This is a genomic window from uncultured Microbacterium sp., from assembly GCF_945952435.1.
Taxonomy (GTDB): Bacteria; Actinomycetota; Actinomycetes; order Actinomycetales; family Microbacteriaceae; genus Microbacterium.
The window spans coordinates 1-20,683 of sequence record NZ_CAMFHZ010000027.1 but is presented as its reverse complement, the minus strand read 5'-3'; the positions used below and the strand labels follow the sequence as shown (position 1 = coordinate 20,683).

The 20,683-nt window shown below is 71.0% G+C and carries 25 protein-coding genes; 19 read left to right on the top strand and 6 right to left on the bottom strand.

What is annotated here, in order from left to right; all coding sequences use genetic code 11:
- Window positions 1–5 precede the first annotated feature (5 nt).
- Window positions 6–1,010 carry a DUF5937 family protein gene (locus Q0P88_RS13085; protein ID WP_295014807.1) on the bottom strand — a complete coding sequence of 335 codons (1,005 nt, stop codon included), beginning with the start codon at window positions 1,008–1,010 and terminating at the stop codon, window positions 6–8.
- A gap of 100 nt (window positions 1,011–1,110) precedes the next feature.
- On the opposite strand from Q0P88_RS13085, the gene Q0P88_RS13080 reads away from it, so the two are divergent.
- The 3 genes from Q0P88_RS13080 to Q0P88_RS13070 are packed head-to-tail and all read left to right on the top strand — an operon-like array spanning window position 1,111 to window position 2,496.
- Window positions 1,111–1,467 (top strand): cupin domain-containing protein, encoded by a 357-nt coding sequence (locus Q0P88_RS13080; RefSeq protein ID WP_295014806.1) that lies wholly within the window; start codon window positions 1,111–1,113, stop codon window positions 1,465–1,467.
- Between the two features lie 31 nt (window positions 1,468–1,498).
- On the top strand, window positions 1,499–1,792 hold the full coding sequence (locus Q0P88_RS13075) for a DUF4287 domain-containing protein (RefSeq protein ID WP_295014805.1): 294 nt from the start codon (window positions 1,499–1,501) through the stop codon (window positions 1,790–1,792).
- 56 nt (window positions 1,793–1,848) lie between these two features.
- Window positions 1,849–2,496 carry a dihydrofolate reductase family protein gene (locus Q0P88_RS13070; protein WP_295014804.1) on the top strand — a complete coding sequence of 216 codons (648 nt, stop codon included), beginning with the start codon at window positions 1,849–1,851 and terminating at the stop codon, window positions 2,494–2,496.
- A gap of 25 nt (window positions 2,497–2,521) precedes the next feature.
- Here the strand turns inward: Q0P88_RS13070 and Q0P88_RS13065 are convergent, their stop codons facing one another.
- Window positions 2,522–2,815: a DUF4229 domain-containing protein gene (locus tag Q0P88_RS13065; protein WP_295014803.1), complete on the bottom strand. Its 294-nt coding sequence runs from the start codon at window positions 2,813–2,815 to the stop codon at window positions 2,522–2,524.
- Window positions 2,816–2,943: 128 nt separating this feature from the next.
- Between Q0P88_RS13065 and Q0P88_RS13060 the strand changes: the two genes are divergently transcribed.
- From Q0P88_RS13060 to Q0P88_RS13050, 3 genes are all read left to right on the top strand, one after another.
- Window positions 2,944–3,303: a PLD nuclease N-terminal domain-containing protein gene (locus tag Q0P88_RS13060; protein WP_295014802.1), complete on the top strand. Its 360-nt coding sequence runs from the start codon at window positions 2,944–2,946 to the stop codon at window positions 3,301–3,303.
- Window positions 3,300–4,916 carry a 2-succinyl-5-enolpyruvyl-6-hydroxy-3-cyclohexene-1-carboxylic-acid synthase gene (gene menD, locus Q0P88_RS13055; RefSeq protein ID WP_295014801.1) on the top strand — a complete coding sequence of 539 codons (1,617 nt, stop codon included), beginning with the start codon at window positions 3,300–3,302 and terminating at the stop codon, window positions 4,914–4,916. The genes Q0P88_RS13060 and menD overlap by 4 nt, the downstream gene beginning before the upstream one ends.
- A 116-nt stretch (window positions 4,917–5,032) precedes the next feature.
- Complete coding sequence (locus Q0P88_RS13050; protein ID WP_295014800.1) at window positions 5,033–5,890, top strand: polyphosphate kinase 2 family protein; 858 nt, start codon at window positions 5,033–5,035, stop codon at window positions 5,888–5,890.
- A gap of 46 nt (window positions 5,891–5,936) precedes the next feature.
- Here the strand turns inward: Q0P88_RS13050 and Q0P88_RS13045 are convergent, their stop codons facing one another.
- Complete coding sequence (locus Q0P88_RS13045) at window positions 5,937–7,190, bottom strand: isochorismate synthase MenF (RefSeq protein WP_295014799.1); 1,254 nt, start codon at window positions 7,188–7,190, stop codon at window positions 5,937–5,939.
- Between the two features lie 86 nt (window positions 7,191–7,276).
- Between Q0P88_RS13045 and Q0P88_RS13040 the strand changes: the two genes are divergently transcribed.
- The 4 genes from Q0P88_RS13040 (at window position 7,277) to Q0P88_RS13025 (ending at window position 11,278) form a co-directional block, all read left to right on the top strand.
- Complete coding sequence (locus tag Q0P88_RS13040) at window positions 7,277–7,873, top strand: DUF402 domain-containing protein (RefSeq protein WP_295014798.1); 597 nt, start codon at window positions 7,277–7,279, stop codon at window positions 7,871–7,873.
- A 40-nt stretch (window positions 7,874–7,913) separates the two neighbouring features.
- Window positions 7,914–8,651: a class I SAM-dependent methyltransferase gene (locus Q0P88_RS13035; RefSeq protein ID WP_295014797.1), complete on the top strand. Its 738-nt coding sequence runs from the start codon at window positions 7,914–7,916 to the stop codon at window positions 8,649–8,651.
- Between the two features lie 151 nt (window positions 8,652–8,802).
- Complete coding sequence (locus Q0P88_RS13030; protein ID WP_295014796.1) at window positions 8,803–9,864, top strand: polyprenyl synthetase family protein; 1,062 nt, start codon at window positions 8,803–8,805, stop codon at window positions 9,862–9,864.
- A gap of 40 nt (window positions 9,865–9,904) precedes the next feature.
- Window positions 9,905–11,278, top strand: a complete 1,374-nt coding sequence (locus tag Q0P88_RS13025) for an FAD-dependent oxidoreductase (RefSeq protein ID WP_295014795.1) — start codon at window positions 9,905–9,907, stop codon at window positions 11,276–11,278.
- A gap of 42 nt (window positions 11,279–11,320) precedes the next feature.
- On the opposite strand, the gene Q0P88_RS13020 is transcribed toward Q0P88_RS13025, so the two are convergent.
- The gene (locus tag Q0P88_RS13020) at window positions 11,321–11,737 is read right to left on the bottom strand and encodes a hypothetical protein (RefSeq protein WP_295014794.1); all 417 of its coding nucleotides are present in this window, start codon (window positions 11,735–11,737) and stop codon (window positions 11,321–11,323) included.
- Window positions 11,738–11,830: 93 nt separating this feature from the next.
- Between Q0P88_RS13020 and Q0P88_RS13015 the strand changes: the two genes are divergently transcribed.
- Window positions 11,831–12,967: an alpha/beta hydrolase gene (locus tag Q0P88_RS13015; protein WP_295014793.1), complete on the top strand. Its 1,137-nt coding sequence runs from the start codon at window positions 11,831–11,833 to the stop codon at window positions 12,965–12,967.
- Between the two features lie 35 nt (window positions 12,968–13,002).
- On the opposite strand, the gene Q0P88_RS13010 is transcribed toward Q0P88_RS13015, so the two are convergent.
- Window positions 13,003–13,611 carry a GntR family transcriptional regulator gene (locus Q0P88_RS13010; protein WP_295014792.1) on the bottom strand — a complete coding sequence of 203 codons (609 nt, stop codon included), beginning with the start codon at window positions 13,609–13,611 and terminating at the stop codon, window positions 13,003–13,005.
- A 236-nt stretch (window positions 13,612–13,847) separates the two neighbouring features.
- Window positions 13,848–14,336 (bottom strand): YajQ family cyclic di-GMP-binding protein, encoded by a 489-nt coding sequence (locus Q0P88_RS13005; protein ID WP_295014791.1) that lies wholly within the window; start codon window positions 14,334–14,336, stop codon window positions 13,848–13,850.
- 68 nt (window positions 14,337–14,404) lie between these two features.
- Here Q0P88_RS13005 and Q0P88_RS13000 point away from each other — a divergent pair, with 68 nt between their 5' ends.
- The 8 genes from Q0P88_RS13000 to Q0P88_RS12965 all read left to right on the top strand — a co-directional run.
- Entirely contained in the window at window positions 14,405–14,557 is a 153-nt protein-coding gene (locus Q0P88_RS13000) for a hypothetical protein (RefSeq protein WP_295014790.1), read from the top strand.
- A 96-nt stretch (window positions 14,558–14,653) separates the two neighbouring features.
- The gene (locus Q0P88_RS12995) at window positions 14,654–15,850 is read left to right on the top strand and encodes an ABC transporter (RefSeq protein ID WP_295014789.1); all 1,197 of its coding nucleotides are present in this window, start codon (window positions 14,654–14,656) and stop codon (window positions 15,848–15,850) included.
- A 91-nt stretch (window positions 15,851–15,941) separates the two neighbouring features.
- Window positions 15,942–16,373, top strand: coding sequence for a hypothetical protein (locus tag Q0P88_RS12990; protein ID WP_295014788.1), 432 nt, complete (start codon window positions 15,942–15,944; stop codon window positions 16,371–16,373).
- Window positions 16,374–16,440: 67 nt separating this feature from the next.
- Window positions 16,441–17,088 (top strand): spermidine/putrescine ABC transporter substrate-binding protein, encoded by a 648-nt coding sequence (locus Q0P88_RS12985; protein WP_295014787.1) that lies wholly within the window; start codon window positions 16,441–16,443, stop codon window positions 17,086–17,088.
- A gap of 230 nt (window positions 17,089–17,318) precedes the next feature.
- Window positions 17,319–17,687 carry a 30S ribosomal protein S12 gene (gene rpsL / locus Q0P88_RS12980; protein ID WP_013584051.1) on the top strand — a complete coding sequence of 123 codons (369 nt, stop codon included), beginning with the start codon at window positions 17,319–17,321 and terminating at the stop codon, window positions 17,685–17,687.
- A 5-nt stretch (window positions 17,688–17,692) separates the two neighbouring features.
- Window positions 17,693–18,163: a 30S ribosomal protein S7 gene (gene rpsG / locus Q0P88_RS12975; protein WP_295014786.1), complete on the top strand. Its 471-nt coding sequence runs from the start codon at window positions 17,693–17,695 to the stop codon at window positions 18,161–18,163.
- Window positions 18,164–18,275: 112 nt separating this feature from the next.
- Window positions 18,276–20,390, top strand: a complete 2,115-nt coding sequence (gene fusA, locus Q0P88_RS12970) for an elongation factor G (RefSeq protein ID WP_295014785.1) — start codon at window positions 18,276–18,278, stop codon at window positions 20,388–20,390.
- 204 nt (window positions 20,391–20,594) lie between these two features.
- A partial coding sequence (locus Q0P88_RS12965; protein WP_217643993.1) for a GTP-binding protein occupies window positions 20,595–20,683 on the top strand: 89 nt, incomplete at its 3' end.

Genomic DNA, 20,683 nt, shown 5'->3' with positions numbered 1-20,683 from the left:
GGCGCTCAGAGCGCCGCCCCGACGAGCGCCTCGCCCAGAGGGGCGCGCACGTGGAGCATGCGTGCGCCTTCCCGGGTGCTGACGATCAGGCCCGCGTCGCGCAGCACCGTCAGGTGGTGAGACGCGGTCGAGACGGCGACTCCGGCATCGGCGGCGACCTGCGAGGTCGTGCGGGGCGCGTGCGCGGCGCGCAGGATCCCCGCCCGCGCGGGGCCCACCAGGGCGTCCAGCGCGCGCGCCCCGTCCGGCGCCTGCCGGGTCCAGTCCGCCGTCACCCCGCGGGCGGGGTAGAAGAGCGTCGGCTGAGCGGGCGGCTCGGTGAGCACGAAGCAGCTCCAGGAGGAGAGGACGGTCGGCACGAGCACCAGCCCGCTGCCGCGGCAGTCGACCTCCTCGCTGTGGCGGCGCAGCGCCACCCTGACCGATCCGTCGCCCCAGCTCACCTGGGGGTGGATCCCGGCGGCCATCGCGGCGAGGCCGTCGGAGGCGATGGTGCGCGAACGCACCGCGATGTCGGCGCGGAGGATCCGTTCCAGTTCGGGCCAGACGGGCGCGAGGACGGCGTCCCAGACAGCCTCCCAGGCGTCGGCGACGAGCGCCCTGGCGCGGATCGGATGGTCCTGCATCGCCCGAAGCCCCTCGCGCTCGCGCCCCGTGGAGCGCGCGACCCTCTTTCCCAGGTCGAGACGGACTCCCGCGAGCGGCGCCGCACGGAGCGCGGCGAGCTCCTCGTCCGGGGTCAGGTCCCAGCGCGCGGTCGTCGTGAGGAAGTCGGGCAGATAGCCGTCTGCGCCGACCACCTGCGCGAGCACCGCGAACGGCTCGCGGGGAAGGCGCTCACGCGCCTGCCGCAGCCACCCCCACGCGAGCGGATACTGTGCGGGGCGCAGGAGCACCCGCACGGCGTGCGCCAGCTCGTGACCGGGCGAGATCCCGAACCGGACGGCCTCCAGGTCGCCCGTGCCCAGCCGGAAGTCGACGCGGTGGTGCTCCCACTCCACACCGTCCATGTTTCGATGCACATCGAAACTTTAGGGGATGCGAGAGGATCCGGGGAGAGTGGGGGAACACACCGCGGAACGCGGATCAGCACAGGAAAGAGGTGGACGAATGGGAAGCAACTCGTTCGATGTCACGGTCGTCCGCCCGGACGAGATCCGTCTCGGCACCGGCGCCAGCCGGCGGTTCGAAGGTGCGGCGCACGGCGCGGGCGTCTCGTACTTCTTCGTCGACAATCAGCCGGGCCAGGGGTCCCGTCGGCACTGGCACCCCTATCCCGAGACGTGGGTGGTGCTCGAGGGCGACGCCGCGTTCACCGTGGGAGACCGGACCGTCACGGCGGCCGCCGGCGACACCGTCATCGGCCCGGCGTTCGTGCCGCACCGGTTCGAGAACGTCGGCACCTCGACCCTGCGACTGCTCTGCATCCACGCCTCGGACACCATCATCCAGACCGTGGTCGACTGACCGCGGCCCACCCCTCACCCACGGAGAACACATGTCCTTTCAGGCATACCTCGACGCCGTCGAGACCAAGACCGGCCTCACCCCCCGACAGCTCGTCGACCTCGCGACCGAGCACGGATTCGGCCCCGACACCAAGGCGACGCCGATCCTGGACTGGCTCAAGACCGACTACGGTCTCGGGCGCGGTCACGGCATGGCGATCGTGCACGTCATCACCAAGGGCCCGAAGATCAACGCCGCGCACGTCGGCACCGACGGCACGCATCGCGACGCCACGGATACGCTGTGGCTGGATGGCAAGGACAGCAACCCCGATCGAGGGTGACCGCGCCGGCTCCCCACGAACCCGCGCTTGCGCCCCAGGAACTCAGGAGAACTCCCATGACGGTACGCGTCGATCTCAACATCTCCCTCGACGGTTACGCGACGACCACCGATCAGACCCCGGAGAACCCCTTCGGCGAGGACTGGGGGCGTCTCGTCGCCGTCTACACCTCGACGCGCACGTTCCGTGAGCGCGTGCTCGGCGACGAGTCCGGATCGGGGACCACCGGCATCGACGACCGCTACGGCGCCGAGTACTTCGAGAACGTCGGCGCGGAGATCATGGGCGCGGGCATGTTCGGGCTGCACGAGCATGCCGGGGATCCGGACTGGAAGGGCTGGTGGGGCGACGCACCGCCCTTCCACTGCCCGGTGTTCGTGCTCACCCACGGGATCCCGCGCGATCCGATCACCTTCGCGAACGGCACGGAGTTCCACTTCCTCGACGCCTCCCCGGAGGAGGCGCTCGTGCGGGCCGTGGAGGCGTCCGGCGGCGGGGACGTCCGCATCGGCGGTGGCGTGCGGACCGTGCGGTCCTTCCTCGCTGCGGGTCTCGTGGACCGTCTGCACGTGGCGATCGTGCCGATCCTGCTCGGTCGGGGGGAGAACCTCTGGCAGGATCTGCGCGGACTCGAACAGGGATACACGGTGTCGAGCGAGGTCGCCGAGAGCGGCGTCGTCCACGTCACGTTCGCGCGCGACTGACCCGCGGCTCCCGGCGGGGCCGTGGTCAGGCGACGTCGCGGTGGATGTCGCGGTCGACGTTGGCGTCCTCGACGTCCTCGTCGCGCGGGCGAGCCGGATCGGTCCTCGCCTCCCGTTTCGCGTACATCGCCCGGGACGCGTCGGAGAGCGGCGCGCGGAGGAAGAGCAGCGAGATGCTGATCCCGATCAGTGCGGCGAACAGGGCGGCCAGCCACCAGAACTCGCGGAAGATCGGGAAGAAGAACCACAGGATCCCCAGCGGCACGAGGAACGCCAGCAGGCGCAGCACCGAGTAGACGAGCAGGGGAGGAAGCTTCACGCGTCCAGTCTAGGAGTCCGCGTTCGGCACCCGCTGTGAACGACCTCTGTCTTCGGGCCCCGTGCCTGTGAGAGGGGGGGCGCCGTCGCCGCGGATCCGGGTCCTCCCGTCCCGCCTAGACTGAGGACGTGACCCGATTCCTCGTGATCGGCGGCTTCCTGGCCGCGGTCTTCTGGGTGTTCGGCATCGTCGACTGCGTGGTGCAGCCCGCGAGCCGCCATCGCGGCGTGCCCAAGGGCGTCTGGATCGCGATCGTCATCCTGATCCCCGTACTCGGAGCGATCCTCTGGTTCGCTCTCGGTCGCACGCGTCGCGGCCGCAGCGCCGCCGAGGAGCGGTTCCTCCCCCTCGACGACGAACCGGGATCCGGTCACGCCGGCTACGACCTCAGCCGTGCGGAGCAGGATCGCCGCATCCAGGAGCTCGAGGCGGAGCTCGCGCGCCTGGACGAGCGCGGCGACACCGACGATCCCGGTCCGAAGCGGTGACCGGCGCCGCGGACGCCCCCACGGCATCGCCCGCGACCGACGCCGCCGTGCGGCTGCTGACCGGTCTCGTCGAACTCGGCGTGCGGGACCTCGTGCTCTCGCCCGGATCGCGGTCGCAGGCGCTCGCGCTCGTGGCGGCGGCGCTGGGCCGTTCCGGGGCGCTGCACGTGCACGTCCGTGTCGACGAGCGCGTCGCCGGGTTCACGGCGCTCGGCCTCGCCCGCGAGTCCGGCGTCCCGGCGGTGCTCGTGTGCACGTCCGGGACCGCGGCCGCCGGATACGTCCCCGCCGTCATGGAGGCGTTCCACTCCGGCGTCCCCCTCGTCGTGCTCACGGCCGACCGCCCGCCCGAGTTGCGCGGCGTCGGAGCCAACCAGGCCACGACCCAGGTCGACATGTACCGGCCCTGGGTGCGGCTCGGCGTCGACGCCCCCGTTCCGGGCGACGCGGACCCCGTCGTGTTCTCCGCGCTCGCGGCCGATGCCGTCGCGTGCGCGATGGGCGCGGAGGGAAACGGCCTGGCCGGCGTCGCGGGCCCCGTGCATCTGAACCTGCCGATGCGCGAACCGCTCTCCGGGCCGCTTCCGGATCGGCTGGTCGCGACACCGGGAATTACGCTCCGCCCGGCTCCCGCGGCTGCGGTCCTGATCGTCCCCGGTCCCCGCACGATCGTGCTGGCCGGTGCGGACGCCGGTGCCGAGGCCGCGGACTTCGCGCACGACGGCGGCTGGCCGCTCATCGCCGAGGTCGTCAGCGGCGCCCGCGTCGGCGACACCCTCGTGCCCCGGTACCGCGCGCGCCTGAACGACCCGGCGTTGGCGGAACGCATCGAACGGGTCGTGGTGTTCGGCCACCCGACGCTGAGCCGCGAGACGGCGGCGCTCCTTCGCCGCACCGACGTCGAGGTCGTCGCGGTGCGCCGTGGCGGCGAGGCGCTGAACCTCTCCGGTCGCGCGGTCGACGTGCGCTCCGTCGTGGCGGCGGGCCGGAGTTCTGACGTCGAATGGCTCTCCGCCTGGATCGGCACCGCGCACCCCGATCCCGGCACCGCGCAGGAGGGCGACGCGCCCGTCGACCGCCGCGCCCTCGTGCGTGCGGTCTGGAGCGCCAGCGGCCCCGACGACCGATTGCTGTTCGGTTCCTCGCGCATCGTCCGGGTCGCGGACGACGTGCTGGGCCCGCATCGGGTGCACGTGCACGCCAATCGGGGCCTCGCCGGGATCGACGGGACCGTCTCGACGGGGATCGGCATCGCGGCCGCCTCCCAGCGCGCGGGCAAGGGCGGGGTGACCCGCGTCCTGCTCGGCGACCTCGCCTTCCTGCACGACGTCGGAGCGCTCCTGCTGCCGGCGGACGAACCGGTGCCGCGGATCCAGGTCATCGTCGGCAACGACGGCGGAGGCACGATCTTCGACGGCCTGGAGGTCGCCGCGACGGCGGGATCCGCCGCGCTCGACCGGGCGTTCTACACGCCGCACTCCGTCGCCCTGGCGGGTCTCGCCGCGGCGTACGGGTGGGACCATCGACGTGTGGAGACCGTCGTGGCCCTCGCGACGGCGCTCGCGGCGGACGTCCGGCGTCCCGGCATCGTCGAGGTCCCGCTCCCGCGCTGAGCGGATCCCGCCGCGTACCCGCATGCGACGGACCGCGCACGGCTACGCGATCGCTGCCGGTCGGCTCAGGGCGCCGCCTCTTCCGATCGCCGTGCCGCGCGGGGCAGGATGAGGGCATGACGCACGATTCCGCCGGATGGCGCAGCCCTGCCGCCGAGATCCTCCGTGTGACCGCGGAGGGACTCGGCGCCGTGGAGCCCGATTCCACGCCGGGGTACGACGGATCCAAGAAGGACGGCGCCTCCTCGCTGGCGTCGGGGCTGACCGCCCTCGGCGATCTGCAGGAGCGTCTGTACGCGCGTTCCGCGGTCGGGGAGGCGCGGGCGAGCGTGCTGCTCGTGCTGCAGGCGATGGACTCGGCCGGGAAGGGCGGGATCGTCCGCCATGTCGTCGGGGGCGTCGACCCGCAAGGGGTGGAGCTCGCGGCGTTCAAGGCCCCGACCGCGGAGGAACTGCGGCACGACTTCCTCTGGCGCATCGAGAAGCGCGTACCCGCGCCGGGCCGGATCGGGGTCTTCGATCGCTCGCACTACGAGGACGTGCTCATCGGCCGGGTGCGCGAACTCGCTCCGCCCGCCGAGATCGAACGTCGCTACGGCGCGATCGTCGACTTCGAGAGGCGGCTCGTCGACGCCGGCACGCGCGTCGTCAAGGTCATGCTGCACATCTCGCGCGACGAGCAGAAGAAGCGCCTCATGGAACGCCTCGACCGACCGGAGAAGAACTGGAAGTTCAATCCCGGCGACGTCGACGAACGTCTGCGCTGGGACGCCTACATGGCCGCGTACGACACGATGTTCGCGCGCACCTCGACCGACGACGCGCCCTGGTACGTGGTCCCGGCGAATCACAAGTGGTACGCGCGGCTCGCGGTGCAGGAGCTGCTGCTGGCGGCCCTGGAGGACATCGATCCGCAGTGGCCGGTCGCCGACTACCACGTCGCCGCCCAGCGTCGTCGCCTCGAGGCGAGCTGATCCCCCGCAGCGCGGCCCGAGGCGGGAGCGGTCGGGGACGGAGCGGTCAGGCGAGGGCGTCGACGATCGGGCGGAACTTCACCCTGGTCTCCAGCAGCTCCGCCTCCGGATCGCTGCCTGCGACGATCCCCGCCCCGGCGTAGGCGGTCAGTGGGATCGGGGAGCCCGATGCGACCGTCGTGTCGAACTGCGCGCACCGCAGCGCGATCGCCCATTCGCCGTTGCCCTCGGCGTCGATCCACCCGACCGGCCCCGCGTACCGGCCGCGGTCGAACGGTTCGAGCTCGCGGATCACGGCGATCGCGACGTCGGTCGGGGTCCCGGCCACGGCGGCCGTGGGATGCAGCGCGGCGGCGAGGTCGAGCGCCGACGCCCCGTCGGCGAGCTCCGCCCTCACGTCGGTCGCGAGGTGGAAGAGGTTGGGCAGCTCCAGGATGAACGGCCCCCCGTCCGCGACGAGGGACGCGGTGTGCGGGGAGAGCGACGCCACGAGACTGCGCACGGCGAAGGCGTGCTCGTCGTTGTCCTTCGGGCTGTCGGCCAGCGACGCCGCCGCCCGGGCGTCGGTCACCGCGTCGGCGCCACGCGGGGTCGTGCCCGCGAGCACGCGCGCGGTCACCGTTCCCCCGTGCACCGTGACGAGCGTCTCAGGGCTCGCGCCGATGAGGCCGTCGACGGCGAACGCCCAGGTGTCCGGGTACTCGGTGCTCAGGGCGCGCACGAGCCGGCGCAGATCCGCGCCGCGCGGGGCGGATCCGGCGAGGTCGCGCGCGAGCACCACCTTGCCGAAGCGTCCTTCCGCGATGCCGTGCAGGGCGCGCCGCACGGACTGCTGGTAGCCCTCGGCCGTCTGCGCCCCGGGGCCGAGCGTCCCCGCCCACTGCGGCCCCAGCGGAGTGGGATCCGGCGGCTCCCCGGTGGCGGAGGAATCCGAGATGCGGGTGATCCAGGCGCGGCCGTTGTGCCGGCCCCGGACGACGCGCGGCACGACGAGGACGCTGTCCGCGGCCGACCGCTCGTCGAAGACGAGGGCCGCGAAGGCGACGAGCCCGCTCCCGGGAGCGCCGACGGGGTCGTCCACGCGGGCGGCGGTGCGGATCCGCTCCCATTCGCGGGCGAGGACGACGGCACGGGGCTCTGGGCCGGCCGGGACGCGGATCACGAGCGCGGCCTCGGAGCCCGCCGCGACGATCCCGTCGCCACGGCGCATCCAGACCAGCGGATCCGCCGGATCGGCGTACGCGAGGAGGTCGTCGTCGGCGACGATCTCGCGCGTCTGCACGACCAGGCCGGAACTCACCCGTCCAGCCTATGCGGTGGGCGCTGCACCGGCGGCCGTCGCACGCGCCGCGCGGCGGCGTCGGTCGGCGCATCTAGAGTGGCTGCGTGAGCGCAGAGCGGCCCGCCCCGGGCACCGAGATCGTCTTCCAGTGGCGCAAGTGGGACGGATCGCCGCACTGGCGGCACGAGTGCCTCTGGCTCGGGTCCGATTCCTGGGGCGACTGGATCGGACAGCCCGGCGGCTGGTGGAGCGAGCGCCCCGGCCGCGCCTTCGCCGCGCACGGCCCGAACGTCACGCTCGTTCCTCCGAGCGGGGACTGGGTGCTCACCGTCAACCGCGACCACCCGAAGGGCATGCGGATCTACATCGACCTCGCCTGGGACGTGCACGCGGGAGGCGCCGACGGCACGCCGGATCCGCTGCTGTTCACCGGGATCGACATGGACCTGGACGTCGTGCGCGTCGAGGGCGAGCGCGGCACCTGGATCGACGACGAGGACGAGTGGGACGAGCACCGCGCCTGGTACGGCTACCCCGCCGACGTCCAGGAGCACCTCGTCGCGCTCGCGGCGGAGCTCGCGGAGAACGTGCGCGCCCAGGTGCCGCCGTTCGACGACGCGACCGCGGATCGCTGGCTCGACATCCTGGAGGCGCTGGAGCACACCCCGCGCCCCGAACGCCCCGCCGATCGCCGCGGCTGAGCCCGCCGGACGCACGGCCGGGCGCGCGTAGGCTGGAGCGGTGACCCCGTCAGAGCCCAACCGCGCAGATCTCGGCAAGGACCCCGCCCGCGTCAGCGGCATGTTCGACCAGGTCGCCGCGGGATACGACCGCACCAACACCGTCATGACGGTCGGCAACGACGCGCTCTGGCGCGCGGCGACCACGCGGGCCGTCGCCCCGAAGAAGGGCGAGCGGATCCTCGACCTCGGCGCGGGGACGGCGTCCTCCTCGGCGTCCCTCGCCGCGAGCGGAGCCGAGGTCGTGGCCGCCGACTTCTCGCCGGGCATGCTCGAGGAGGGACGACGACGGCACGGGCATCTGCCGAACCTGAGCTTCGTGCAGGCCGATGCGACCGACCTCCCGTTCGGCGACGACGAGTTCGACGCGGTGACGATGTCGTACAGCCTGCGCAACGTGCAGGATCCGAAGAAGGCCCTCGCCGAGCTCTTCCGGGTGACCAAGCCCGGCGGCAGGGTGGTCGTCAACGAGTTCTCCACACCCCCGGCTCCGCTGCTGCGCGCGTTCTACAAGGTCTACAACGCGCAGGTGCTGCCGCGCGTCGCGCGCCTCGCCGGCACGAACGGCGAGGCCTACGACTACCTCAACGAGTCGATCAGGGAGTGGCCCGACCAGCGCACGCTCGCCGGCTGGATGCGCGAGGCGGGGTGGATCGACGTCGCCTGGCGCAACCTCTCCTTCGGCATCGTGGCGCTGCATCGCGCCCGCAAGCCCCTGCCCGCACGCCCGCTGACCTGAGACCGCCTGCTCGTGCCGGTGCACCGTTCTCAGGACGGATCGTCACGTCGCGCTCAGGCCGGCACGATCCGGGCCGATCGCGCCGCTTCGTCCTGAGAACGCGAGCGGCGCCTCGGCGTACGGGTCCTCCGGGCGCAGGTAGGCTGGATCCGTGACTACGAGCCCCGCCGCCACGGGTTCGCGCCTCGCGAGCCGCCTCGGCTTCAGCGACCGCGTGTTCATCGGCCCGTCCGCGCGCCGGGTCGCCCGAGAGGTGGAGGCCGGTCTCGACCTGGTCGAAGAGGGTCTCGCCGAGGATCTGCACGTCGCCGACGCCCTGGCCGACGCGACCAGCCGCTACCTGTACGACGCGGGCGGGAAGCGGGTGCGCCCCGTGCTCGCGCTGCTCACCGCGCAGCTCGGCGGCGGCAACCTTCCCGCGGTCGTCGACATCGCCAAGGCGCTGGAGCTGACCCACCTGGGATCGCTCTACCACGACGACGTCATGGACGGCGCCGACCGGCGGCGCGGAGTGCCCGCCGCCCACGCCGTGTGGGGCAACAACGTGGCGATCCTGACGGGCGACATCCTGTTCTCCCGCGCCCTCAAGCTGATGAGCGGCCACGGCGACCGTGCCATCCGCCTGCAGGCCGACACCTTCGAGCGGCTCGTGCTCGGTCAGATGCACGAGACCGTCGGTCCGCAGCCCGGCGACGACCCGATCGAGTTCTACATCCAGGTGCTTGCCGACAAGACCGGATCGCTCATCGCGGCAGCGACCCAGGCCGGCGTCATCTTCTCCGGCGCGCCGGGGGAGTACGAGCAGCCGCTGCGCGACTTCGGAGAGAAGATCGGCGTCGCCTTCCAGCTCCTCGACGACGTGATCGACCTGTCGAACAAGCCCGAGGACACGGGCAAGGTGCCGGGGACCGACCTGCGCGCGGGGGTGCCGACCATGCCGTCGCTCCTGCTCGCCGTCGAGACGGACCCGGAGTCCGTCGCGCTCGCCGCGGAGATCGATGAGGGCGTCCGGCGGATCGCCGAGGGAGCGGATCCCGCGATCCTCGACGACGCCCTGCTGCGACTGCGCGACCATGCCGTCACGCAGAAGACCCGCGACCTCGCCCGTTCGTGGACGCAGGGAGCGATCGACGAGCTCGACGTGCTGCCGAAGGGACCGGTGCGCGAGGCGCTCACCCGCTTCGCCACGTCCCTGGCCGACCGCAGCAGCTGACTCCCGTTCGCCCGCATCCAGGGCAGCCGAAAGGACCCCTATGACCAAGCTCAGGCTTGCCATCGTCGGAGCCGGCCCCGCCGGCATCTACGCCGCCGACATCCTGTTGAAGGCCGAGCGGCGCTTCGACGTCTCGATCGACCTCTTCGAGCACCTTCCCGCCCCCTACGGCCTCGTCCGCTACGGCGTGGCGCCGGATCATCCGCGCATCAAGGGCATCATCACCGCCCTCCGCGACGTGCTCGACCGGGGAGACATCCGCCTGTTCGGCAACGTGCACTTCGGCACCGAAATCACGCTCGAGGATCTGAAGAAGCACTACAACGCCGTGATCTTCGCCACCGGCGCCCGTCGGGACACGGGCATGGACATCCCGGGGATCGACGCGATCGGGTCCTACGGCGCGGCCGACTACGTGAGCTGGTTCGACGGCCATCCCGACGTGCCGCGCGAGTGGCCGCTGGACGCCGCGAGCGTCGCGGTGATCGGCAACGGGAACGTCGCCCTCGACGTCTCGCGCATGCTGGCCAAGCATGCGGAGGATCTGCTCGTCACCGAGGTCCCCGCGAACGTCTACGACGGCATGGCGGGCAGCGCAGTGACCGACGTGCACGTGTTCGGGCGCCGCGGTCCCGCCCAGGTCAAGTTCACCCCGCTCGAACTGCGCGAGCTCGGCGAGCTCCGCGACGTCGACATGGTCGTCTACGACGAGGACTTCGACTACGACGACGCGTCCAGGGACGCGATCGCCAGCAACAAGCAGGTCATGGTCATCGATCGCGTGCTGCAGTCGTGGCGCAAGCGCGACTCCGTGAACAACGCCGGCGGATCCGCGTCGCGTCGCCTGCACCTGCACTTCTGGGCGCGTCCCGTCGAGGTCCGCACCGACGACGAGGGGCGCGTGGCCGCCCTCGTCTACGAGCGCACGGCTCCCGACGGGTCCGGCGGCGCGGTCGGGACGGGGGAGATGCGCGAGGTGCCGATTCAGGCGCTGTACCGCGCGGTCGGCTACTTCGGCTCGCCCCTGGACGGGGTGCCGTTCGACAAGAAGCACGGGGTCATCCCCAACCGCGAGGGCCAGGTGCTCGCGAAGGACTCCAACCAGCGCGTGCCGGGCATCTACGCCACGGGCTGGATCAAGCGCGGCCCGGTCGGCCTCATCGGCCACACCAAGTCCGACGCGATGGAGACGGTCCGTCACCTCATCAACGACCAGGGGTCCTGGTGGCAGCCGGAGGATCCCTCCGAGGACGCGATCCCGGCGCTGCTCGCCGAGCGCGGCGTGGCATGGACCGACCTCGACGGCTGGCACCGGCTGGACGAGCACGAGATCGCGCTGGGCGCACCGGACGAGCGCGTCAGGGTCAAGGTCGTGCCGCGCGACGAGATGGTCCGTATCTCGCGCGGGGAGTGACGTCGCCCCGGCAGCGGCTCCCGTGCCGTCGGCGGCGCGCGGTCAGCGCTTCGCCGTCACCTCGACGGTGAAGCGCACGTGCGCACCCGATGCGGCGTTGTCGAGCACGACCCCGGTCGTGCCCTCGGCGAGAGGGGTGAGGCCGGGATGGAACTGCGCGGATCCGTCGTCCCTGCCCGGGACGAAGGCGACGATCTCGGGATCGGCGATCGTCGCAGTCCAGGACGTCGGATGCGCCGCGTCGCCCGTGAGCACGACGACCTCCCCGAGCGGCACGGTGACGGTCGTGCCGTCGACCGAAGCGAGGTCGGCCATGACCGGCGGCAGGACCGAGGCGCCGGGACTCGCGGATCCGGCCGTGATCGACGGCGGGGCAGGTGGGCCGGCGGAGCACCCGGCGAGCGCCAGCAGCAGGGCGAGCGCGGCGACGGGTTCGGCACCGGTGCGGGGTCGGCGCATCGTGCATCCTCCTGACGGTCGGGGCGGCGATGTGCTCAGCGTAGGCCGTGCCGGGGACGCCAGGGGAGCGAGCGGCGCCGATACGCTGAACGTATGACCGACGTCGCGGGGTCCGGGGCCTGGGTGCCGGATGTGCTCGGCGACGAGTTCGTGCAGAGGACGCTGCCGCTCGGGTCGGACAGCGAGGGGCCGGTCGTCGCCACCCTGGTGCGGGCGCTGCCCGTGCGGACCGTCTGGCAGCGGCTGTTGGGCGATCGCCGCCCGCTCGCGGACGTCGACGTGCTCTACGTGCACGGCTGGTCGGACTACTTCTTCCAGAAGCGGCTGGCGCGGTTCTGGACGGCGCGCGGGGCGCGGTTCTTCGCTCTCGACCTGCGCAAGTACGGGCGGAGCCTGCGTCCGGGGCAGACTCCGGGCTACATCTCCGACCTCGCGCAGTACGACGAGGACATCGCGGCCGCGCTCGACGCGATGCGCGAGGACGGGCGGGCCGAGGGGCGACGGCTGGTCCTGCTCGGGCACTCGACCGGGGGTCTCACGCTGAGCCTGTGGGCCGCGCGCAACCCGCAGGTCGCGTCCGCGGTGATCCTGAACAGTCCGTGGCTGGAGTTCCAGCTGCCACGGTTCAGCAGGGAGACGATCGCGCCGCTCGTGGGGCTGCAGGCGCGTCGGCGTCCGTTCGACACCGCACCGCAGGTCGACCTCGGTTTTTACACGAGGGCGCAGAACGAGGTGGCAGACCCCGACGACCCCGTCGAGGTCAACCTGCAGTGGCGTCCCGCGCAGACGATGGCCGTGCACGCGGGCTGGTTGAACGCGATCCTCGCCGGGCATGCGCGGATCGCGGCCGGCATCGCGATCCCGGTTCCGGTGTGCGTGCTGCTGTCGGCGCGCAGCGCCTATCCGACTTCGTGGAGCGACGAGCTGACGCGCGCGGACACGGTGCTGGTCGTGGACGACATCGCCCGTGCCGCGCTGAAACTCGGGCCGTCGGTGACGATCGAGCGGATCGACGGAGCCCTGCACGACGTCTTCCTCTCGCGGCACGCGGCGCGCGAGGACGCGTACGACCGGCTCGGACGCTGGGTCCAGGGGTGGGCGGCGGCGGATCGGGTCGAGCCCCAGGGCCCGGGACGGCCCGCGGTGCCGCTCCCGGCTCCGCAGGCGTCCGCGCAGACGGCCCCGGGGGAGGGAGCGCCGATCGGCGACCGGCCCCCGACGACCCCCTGATCCGAGGACGGATCACGCGTCGGGCGCGCGTCCGATCAGATGTTCTGGACGCCGTGGATCCCGCGCACTGCGCGCTCCGCGGCATGGCCGTCGCCGTCCAGCATGGCGGCCGCGAGGTCGGCGTGCAGCGCGCGCATCCGGTCCTGCTCGTAGCCGGAGAGGACCCACGGGCGGAGGTTGCGGACGATGAGCAGGCTGGTCTCGTCGAGCATCGTCTGGAAGACGTCGTTCCCGCTCTTCGTCGCGAGGGCGCGGATCACGCCCCAGCGGCTCTCGGCGAGCCGGGCGGAATCGTCGAGCAGACCGTCGAGCGCCCTCACGTGGTCGACGAGCTGGAGCCGCGTCTCCTCCCTGAGCCGCGGAACCGCGATCGCGGCGATCGCCCCGCCGACATAGCCCGCGTACTGCCGCGCGTTCGCGGTGTCCTCGGGTGAGACCTCCGTCACCTCCGTGAACCTGCTCGGATGCATCTCGACGAGCCCGATCCGTTCCAGGCGCTGCAGCGCCTCCCGGATCGGCATGCGCGAGACGTTGAACTCCTCCGCGAGATCCGCGTCGCGGATCCGCGATCCCGACGGCAGCGTGCCGTCGACGATCGAAGCGCCGATGCGCTGGAAGATCGTCTCCGCAAGAAGCTGTTTCACCGGACCGGTGTGCGTGGCCACAGCCGTGGCCCCAAGAACGTCGCCGTCCATCACTACCCCCAAAGTAGTTTCCCCAGAACAGCACTATCGCACTCCGTGCGACGAATCCCAACTACCGGATGCGGTGGTTCCCGCGATGGCGGGGGCGCGGACAGCTCTCACACCACGGGAGGACGGCGACGGATCCTTCCGTCGGCCTCCTCCCGTGGCGCCGTCTCCTCGTCCGCGCGGCGGGATCAGCGGTAGTTGATGAACTGCAGATCGAGATCGAGATCCGAGTTCTTCAGCAGAGCGATGACCTCCTGCAGGTCGTCGCGGCTCTTGGACTGCACGCGCAGCTCGTCGCCCTGGATCTGGGACTTGACGGACTTGGGGCCCTCGTCGCGGATGATCTTGCCGATCTTCTTCGCGTTCTCGCTGCTGATGCCCTCCTTGAGGGTCGACTCGATGCGGAACTCCTTGCCGCTCGCCGTCGGCTCACCGGATTCGAGGCTCTTCAGCGAGATGCCGCGCTTGATCAGCTTGGACTGGAACACGTCGAGCACGGCGTTCGCGCGTTCGGCGGAGTTCGCCACGATCACGATCTTCTCCCCGCTCCACGCGATCGAGGCGCCCACGCCCTTGAAGTCGTAGCGCTGCTCGATCTCCTTGCGGGCCTGGTTGAGCGCGTTGTCCGCCTCCTGCCGATCCACCTTGGACACGATGTCGAATGAGCTGTCAGCCATGCCGCCAGTGTAACGAGCGCGCCGCGCGCCGTCCCGGTCGGGGAGGGCGTCGCTCGTATCCTCGGAGCATGGCGAAGATCGGCGGACGCAACACGGCTATCGCCTGGTTCGCCGGGGTGGTCTGCGCGGGGATCGTGGCGGGCCTGTTCTACCTCGCCGCGCCCATGGGACCCGTGATGGTCCAGTACTTCGGCGACGTGCTGACCACCGCCCGTCGGTGATCCCGGATCCGGCACGACACATCTCGGCACGCCTCCGGTGCGGTGACGGGCCATCGGGCTAGCCTCGAAGCACCGTATCCGGATTGAGGAGCTCCCATGAGTGACCACGAGGTTTCGAAGCCGGCGCAGGCGCACGACGTCGACGACGCCGTGGCCGCCGCGCCCGACGCCGCCGCCGCGCACCCGAACGAGCCCGCCGAGGCCATCCCGATGGGCCCGGCCGACGACGCGCCCGCGGCGTCCGACCACGTCGCACCCGAGCGCTCCCAGGGCGGGCCCGGCGACGCCGCCCGCGCCGCGGACGAGGGACGGGATCCGGCTCTCGTCGCGCAGAGCGCGCACGAAGGACTCGCGGAGGCGGCCCGTGCCGCGGACGGATCGCACGCTCCGGAGCACGCGCCCGTGGCCCCCGGCGCCGTCGCGAAGGACTCCCCGGCGGATCGGGCCGACGCGTCCGAGCGCCCGGCCGCACCGGTCGAGGCCGAGGATGCGGACCTCGCCGCGTTCCGCGAGGCGGAGGCCGCCTACCCCGGCACCTTCGGCGGGACGTTCACCCCGCCGCGTCCGCGCGAGGAGCGCGCCGTGCTCGAGACGACCGTCGAGCCGGTCGCGGAGACCGTCGTCGTCGGCGCGGCCACGACCAGGCTCGAGCCGGCGCCCGCCGCCGAGACCCAGGTGCTCACACCCGCGGCGTCGGCGGCTCCCGCGTCGGCCGCGGACTCGGCGCTGCCGATCTTCGTGCAGGCGCCCGATGCTCCTCGCGAGCGCGGCAACCGCGGCGCGATCTTCGGCATCGGGCTCCTCGCGGCCGTCGCCTTCGCGATCCTCTACCTGGGCACCGCGCTCGGGATCGCCGCGATCGCGGGCCGTGTCTCGTCCGACACCGTCGGCACCTATCTGCTCGACCAGGTCCGCAGCGCCGGCCTCTGGGTGCCCGTCGCCGTCTTCGCGATCGGCTTCTGGATCCTCGGCGGGATCATCAACCGCGGACGCTGGGGCTACTGGGTCGTGTTCGGGATCGTCGTCGGCGTGTTCGCGTACGCCGGGCACATCCTCGGCGCCGTGGGATCCGTCGAGTTCTGGAGGCTGGGCTCCGCCGAGCTGGCCGAGCTCACCGGCAAGCAGCTGCTGGCGCCCCTCGCGATCGCCGCGTTCGTCTTCGGGCGCGAGCTCACCATCTGGTTCGGCGCCTGGGCGGCGAAGACCGGCGCGCGTCGCACCGTTCAGAACGAGGAGGCGCAGCGCGAGTACGAGCGCGTCCTCGAAGCCGGCCCGCAGCTGCCGCCGCAGTAGGCGCCGTCCTCGTCGGGAGCAGATCACGGACGCTTCGAGCGGAGACCCCCGCGGGCCACGCCCCGCGGGGGTCTCCGCTCGCCTCGCCTGGGTGATCGGGGTGGTCTCCTTCTTCGCTCTCGCGATCATGGGACTCGGCGTGCTCAGCCTCTGGACCGAGCGTGATCTCATCTCCGTTCCGGGACTCGGGCAGCTTCCGGGCGTCATCGGGATGATCCTCGCGGTCGTCGTGTTCGCGATCTCCCTGCGCGCGGTGCTCTCGAACGCGCACCCGTCCTTCGTCACGAGCGTCTTCCTCGCCCTCGCCGCGGCGCTCGTGCACCTCGGCGGCGTGTGGGGGACGTCGGTGGCGGAGGGGACGGGAGCGGTCAGGGCGACGGCGGCGCTCGGCCAGCTCGTGCTCGGCGGGGGCAGCGCCGTACTCGTGCTGGCCGCGCTTGTGGGGGCCTGGGTCGCGATCGCGCTGCGGCGCACCCACGCACGGGCGCCGCGGTGGCCGTGGGAGAGGGACGAGGACGCGTAGACGGCGCGCCGGCGGCGGATTCGCGCGTCGCGGACTCCCGGGCGTGTCCGGGCCGTACCCTGGTGTCGTGGAGCGCTCGCTGGAGACCCAGGTGGACCAGGCCGTGATGGCCTGGTTGCGCTGGTTGCCCCGGTGGGAGCCCGCGACCCATCGAGGCAGGGTCGCGCCGTGCCGGCGCTGCCTCGGGTCGCCCGTGCTCTCGGCGGCGGGGATCGGATCCAACGTCCCGCACGGGGTCCAGCACGGCCTGTCGACCCGGATCAAGACGATCGTCGACCACGCGGTCGCCGACTACACGGCCCGCAACCTGCCCATGCTGCAGGCCGAGCTCGATCAGCAGGCCGCGCGCAACAGGGCGAGGGCGTACCGGCCCACGGAGGACCTGGAGCCGGAGTACGAGGGGATGCCGCTGGATCCGGACCCGGTGCCCGGTGCGCCGTTCCTCTTCACGATCGCCGGCCTCGCGGACGAGGACGCGGGGGAGCTTCCGCCGCTTCCCCCGCTGAGCGAGGAGGCCAAGGAGGCGCTGCGGCGCGAGGTCTCGCTCGCCGACGACTACGCGAACGTCGTGGGCCGCGAGATCTGCAGACTGCTCCTGCGCCACCGTCTGCGCGTGCAGGCCGCGATCGGCGAGTTCGTCGAACCGCAGATCGAGGCGATGCTCGCGGAGCTGACCGAGGCGTTGGACTCCCCCTTCGACACCGACACGCCCTGAGATTGGGCGACGCCGCGCGTCCTCCCGGTCGCATTTGACCGCGGTGTTACGCAGCATTACCATTGGATGGGTATGCGTGCGTCTCGACGTGCGCGTGCAGGGCACCGGCTCTCGCCGGCTCCGCCCCCACGGCATACCCACCATCCAAACGCACACCGTCATCCGGCGTGCGGGTGGGTCTGATGTGAAACCCATCACGCTGTCACCGTGCAGCACAATAAGGAGAAGCAGTGCCAACTATTCAGCAGTTGGTTCGCAAGGGTCGTTCGCCGAAGGTCTCCAAGACCAAGGCCCCCGCCCTGAAGTCGAACCCGCAGCAGGCCGGCGTGTGCACCCGTGTGTACACCACCACCCCGAAGAAGCCGAACTCGGCGATGCGCAAGGTCGCTCGTGTGAAGCTCCGCAACGGTACCGAGGTCACCGCGTACATCCCCGGTGAGGGCCACAACCTGCAGGAGCACTCGCTGGTGCTCGTGCGCGGTGGTCGTGTCAAGGACCTCCCCGGTGTCCGTTACAAGATCGTCCGTGGCGCCCTGGACACCCAGGCCGTCAAGAACCGTAAGCAGGCTCGTTCCCGCTACGGCGCGAAGAAGGGTTGAGTTAGATGCCTCGTAAGGGCCCCGCCCCCAAGCGCCCCGTCGTCAACGACCCGGTCTACGGTGCTCCGATCGTCACCTCCCTGGTGAACAAGATCCTCGTCGACGGCAAGAAGTCCCTCGCCGAGTCGATCGTCTACGGCGCCCTCGCGGGCGTCGAGGCGAAGAACGGCCAGGACGCCGTCGCGACCCTGAAGAAGGCGCTCGACAACGTGCGCCCGACCCTCGAGGTTCGCAGCCGCCGCGTCGGTGGCTCGACCTACCAGGTCCCGGTCGAGGTGAAGCCGCACCGCGCGAACACTCTCGCCCTCCGCTGGCTCGTCAGCTACGCCAAGAGCCGCCGCGAGAAGACCATGACCGAGCGTCTCCAGAACGAGATCCTGGACGCCTCGAACGGCCTCGGCGCCGCGGTCAAGCGCCGCGAGGACACGCACAAGATGGCCGAGTCGAACCGCGCGTTCGCTCACTACCGCTGGTAATCGCCGGCGTCGCCGGGATCGGATCCCGATGCGCTCCGTGCGCGTCGGATCCGGTCTCGGCACCCACACTTTCCTTCGTCGCCTGACGACAGCAAGAAGATAAGGACACCCCGTGGCACAAGAAGTGCTCACCGACCTCAGCAAGGTCCGCAACATCGGCATCATGGCGCACATCGATGCCGGGAAGACCACGACGACCGAGCGCATCCTGTTCTACACGGGTGTGAACCACAAGCTCGGCGAGACCCACGACGGCGCGTCGACGACCGACTGGATGGAGCAGGAGAAGGAGCGCGGCATCACGATCACGTCTGCCGCCGTGACCTGCTTCTGGAACGGCAACCAGATCAACATCATCGACACCCCCGGTCACGTGGACTTCACGGTCGAGGTGGAGCGCTCGCTCCGCGTCCTCGACGGCGCCGTCGCCGTCTTCGACGGCAAGGAGGGCGTCGAGCCCCAGTCCGAGACGGTCTGGCGCCAGGCCGACAAGTACAACGTCCCGCGCATCTGCTTCGTCAACAAGATGGACAAGCTCGGTGCGGACTTCTACTACACCGTCGACACCATCGTGAACCGCCTCGGCGCGAAGCCTCTCGTGCTGCAGCTCCCGATCGGCGCCGAGAACGACTTCGTCGGCGTCGTCGACCTCATCGAGATGCGTGCGCTGGTGTGGCCCGGCGACGCCAAGGGTGACGTGACCATGGGTGCCTCGTACGAGGTGCAGGAGATCCCGGCCGATCTCAAGGACCGTGCCGAGGAGTACCGCCAGACCCTGCTGGAGACCGTCGCCGAGACCGACGAGGAGCTTCTCGAGAAGTTCTTCGGCGGCGAGGAGCTGACCGTCGCCGAGATCAAGGGCGCGATCCGCAAGATGGTCATCGCGAGCGAGATCTACCCCGTCCTCTGCGGCTCCGCGTTCAAGAACCGCGGTGTGCAGCCGATGCTGGACGCCGTCGTCGACTTCCTCCCGTCGCCGCTGGACATCCCGGCGATCGAGGCGCACGACCCGAAGGACGAGGAGAAGATCATCGAGCGTCACCCCGACGCCAAGGATCCCTTCGCCGCCCTGGCCTTCAAGGTCGCCGTGCACCCGTTCTTCGGTCGCCTCACCTACGTCCGCGTCTACTCGGGCGAGCTCGACTCCGGTGCCCAGGTCATCAACTCGACCAAGGGCAAGAAGGAGCGCATCGGAAAGATCTTCCAGATGCACGCCAACAAGGAGAACCCGGTCGACAAGCTGACCGCCGGCAACATCTACGCCGTGATCGGCCTGAAGGACACCACCACCGGTGACACCCTCGCCGACCCGTCGGCGCCGGTCGTCCTCGAGTCGATGACGTTCCCGGAGCCGGTCATCGAGGTCGCCATCGAGCCGAAGACCAAGGCCGATCAGGAGAAGCTGGGCACCGCGATCCAGAAGCTCGCCGAAGAGGACCCGACGTTCCGCACGGAGCTCAACCCCGAGACCGGTCAGACGACCATCAAGGGCATGGGCGAGCTGCACCTCGACATTCTCGTGGACCGTATGAAGCGCGAGTTCAAGGTCGAGGCCAACGTCGGAAAGCCCCAGGTGGCGTACCGCGAGACGATCAAGAAGGCCGTCGAGAAGCACGACTACACCCACAAGAAGCAGACGGGTGGATCGGGCCAGTTCGCGAAGATCCAGTTCACCATCGAGCCCCTCGAGGTGACTGCGGAGCAGAGCTACGAGTTCGTCAACAGCGTCACCGGTGGTCGTATCCCGCGCGAGTACATCGAGCCCACCAACCAGGGCTTCCAGGACGCCATGGCGACCGGTGCCCTCGCGGGCTACCCGATGGTCGGCGTGAAGGCGATCCTGCTCGATGGCGCGTCGCACGACGTCGACTCCTCGGAGATGGCGTTCAAGATCGCAGGATCCATGGGCTTCAAGGAGGCCGTCCGCCGCGCGAACCCCGTGCTGCTCGAGCCGCTGATGGCCGTCGAGGTCCGTACTCCGGAGGAGTACATGGGCGACGTCATCGGCGACCTGAACTCGCGTCGTGGCCAGATCCAGTCGATGGAGGACGCCCAGGGCGTCAAGGTCATCCGCGCGTCGGTGCCGCTGTCCGAGATGTTCGGCTACATCGGCGATCTGCGCTCGAAGACCTCGGGTCGCGCCGTGTACTCGATGGAGTTCGACAGCTACGCCGAGGTCCCGAAGGCCGTCGCCGACGAGATCATCCAGAAGACCAAGGGCGAGTAAGCCCTAGGAGCCTGCGGGGTTCGCCTCCCGGTCGTCGAGCGAGGACGCGCGAAACGCGGCCGACACAAGACGCGGAGGCGGCGGGCCCCGCAGGCACTCAGACAACTTCACACCGTCTCTCTACTAAACTGAGAATCACACCCGTAGGAAAGCGGTCACAATCCAGTGCCCGGTGCCCCTACATGACGTCCTGAGGAGGACCCAGTGGCTAAGGCCAAGTTCGAGCGGACCAAGCCGCACGTGAACATCGGAACGATCGGTCACGTCGACCACGGCAAGACCACGCTCACCGC

What these genes read in the sequence shown, in the direction of transcription:
- Q0P88_RS13085 (WP_295014807.1), bottom strand. Translation starts at nt 1,010, where the DNA reads ATGGACGGTGTGGAGTGGGAGCACCACCGCGTCGACTTCCGGCTGGGC.
- Q0P88_RS13080 (WP_295014806.1), top strand. Translation starts at nt 1,111, where the DNA reads ATGGGAAGCAACTCGTTCGATGTCACGGTCGTCCGCCCGGACGAGATC.
- Q0P88_RS13075 (WP_295014805.1), top strand. Translation starts at nt 1,499, where the DNA reads ATGTCCTTTCAGGCATACCTCGACGCCGTCGAGACCAAGACCGGCCTC.
- Q0P88_RS13070 (WP_295014804.1), top strand. Translation starts at nt 1,849, where the DNA reads ATGACGGTACGCGTCGATCTCAACATCTCCCTCGACGGTTACGCGACG.
- Q0P88_RS13050 (WP_295014800.1), top strand. Translation starts at nt 5,033, where the DNA reads ATGACGCACGATTCCGCCGGATGGCGCAGCCCTGCCGCCGAGATCCTC.
- Q0P88_RS13025 (WP_295014795.1), top strand. Translation starts at nt 9,905, where the DNA reads ATGACCAAGCTCAGGCTTGCCATCGTCGGAGCCGGCCCCGCCGGCATC.
- Q0P88_RS13020 (WP_295014794.1), bottom strand. Translation starts at nt 11,737, where the DNA reads ATGCGCCGACCCCGCACCGGTGCCGAACCCGTCGCCGCGCTCGCCCTG.
- Q0P88_RS13015 (WP_295014793.1), top strand. Translation starts at nt 11,831, where the DNA reads ATGACCGACGTCGCGGGGTCCGGGGCCTGGGTGCCGGATGTGCTCGGC.
- Q0P88_RS13005 (WP_295014791.1), bottom strand. Translation starts at nt 14,336, where the DNA reads ATGGCTGACAGCTCATTCGACATCGTGTCCAAGGTGGATCGGCAGGAG.
- Q0P88_RS13000 (WP_295014790.1), top strand. Translation starts at nt 14,405, where the DNA reads ATGGCGAAGATCGGCGGACGCAACACGGCTATCGCCTGGTTCGCCGGG.
- Q0P88_RS12995 (WP_295014789.1), top strand. Translation starts at nt 14,654, where the DNA reads ATGAGTGACCACGAGGTTTCGAAGCCGGCGCAGGCGCACGACGTCGAC.
- rpsG (WP_295014786.1), top strand. Translation starts at nt 17,693, where the DNA reads ATGCCTCGTAAGGGCCCCGCCCCCAAGCGCCCCGTCGTCAACGACCCG.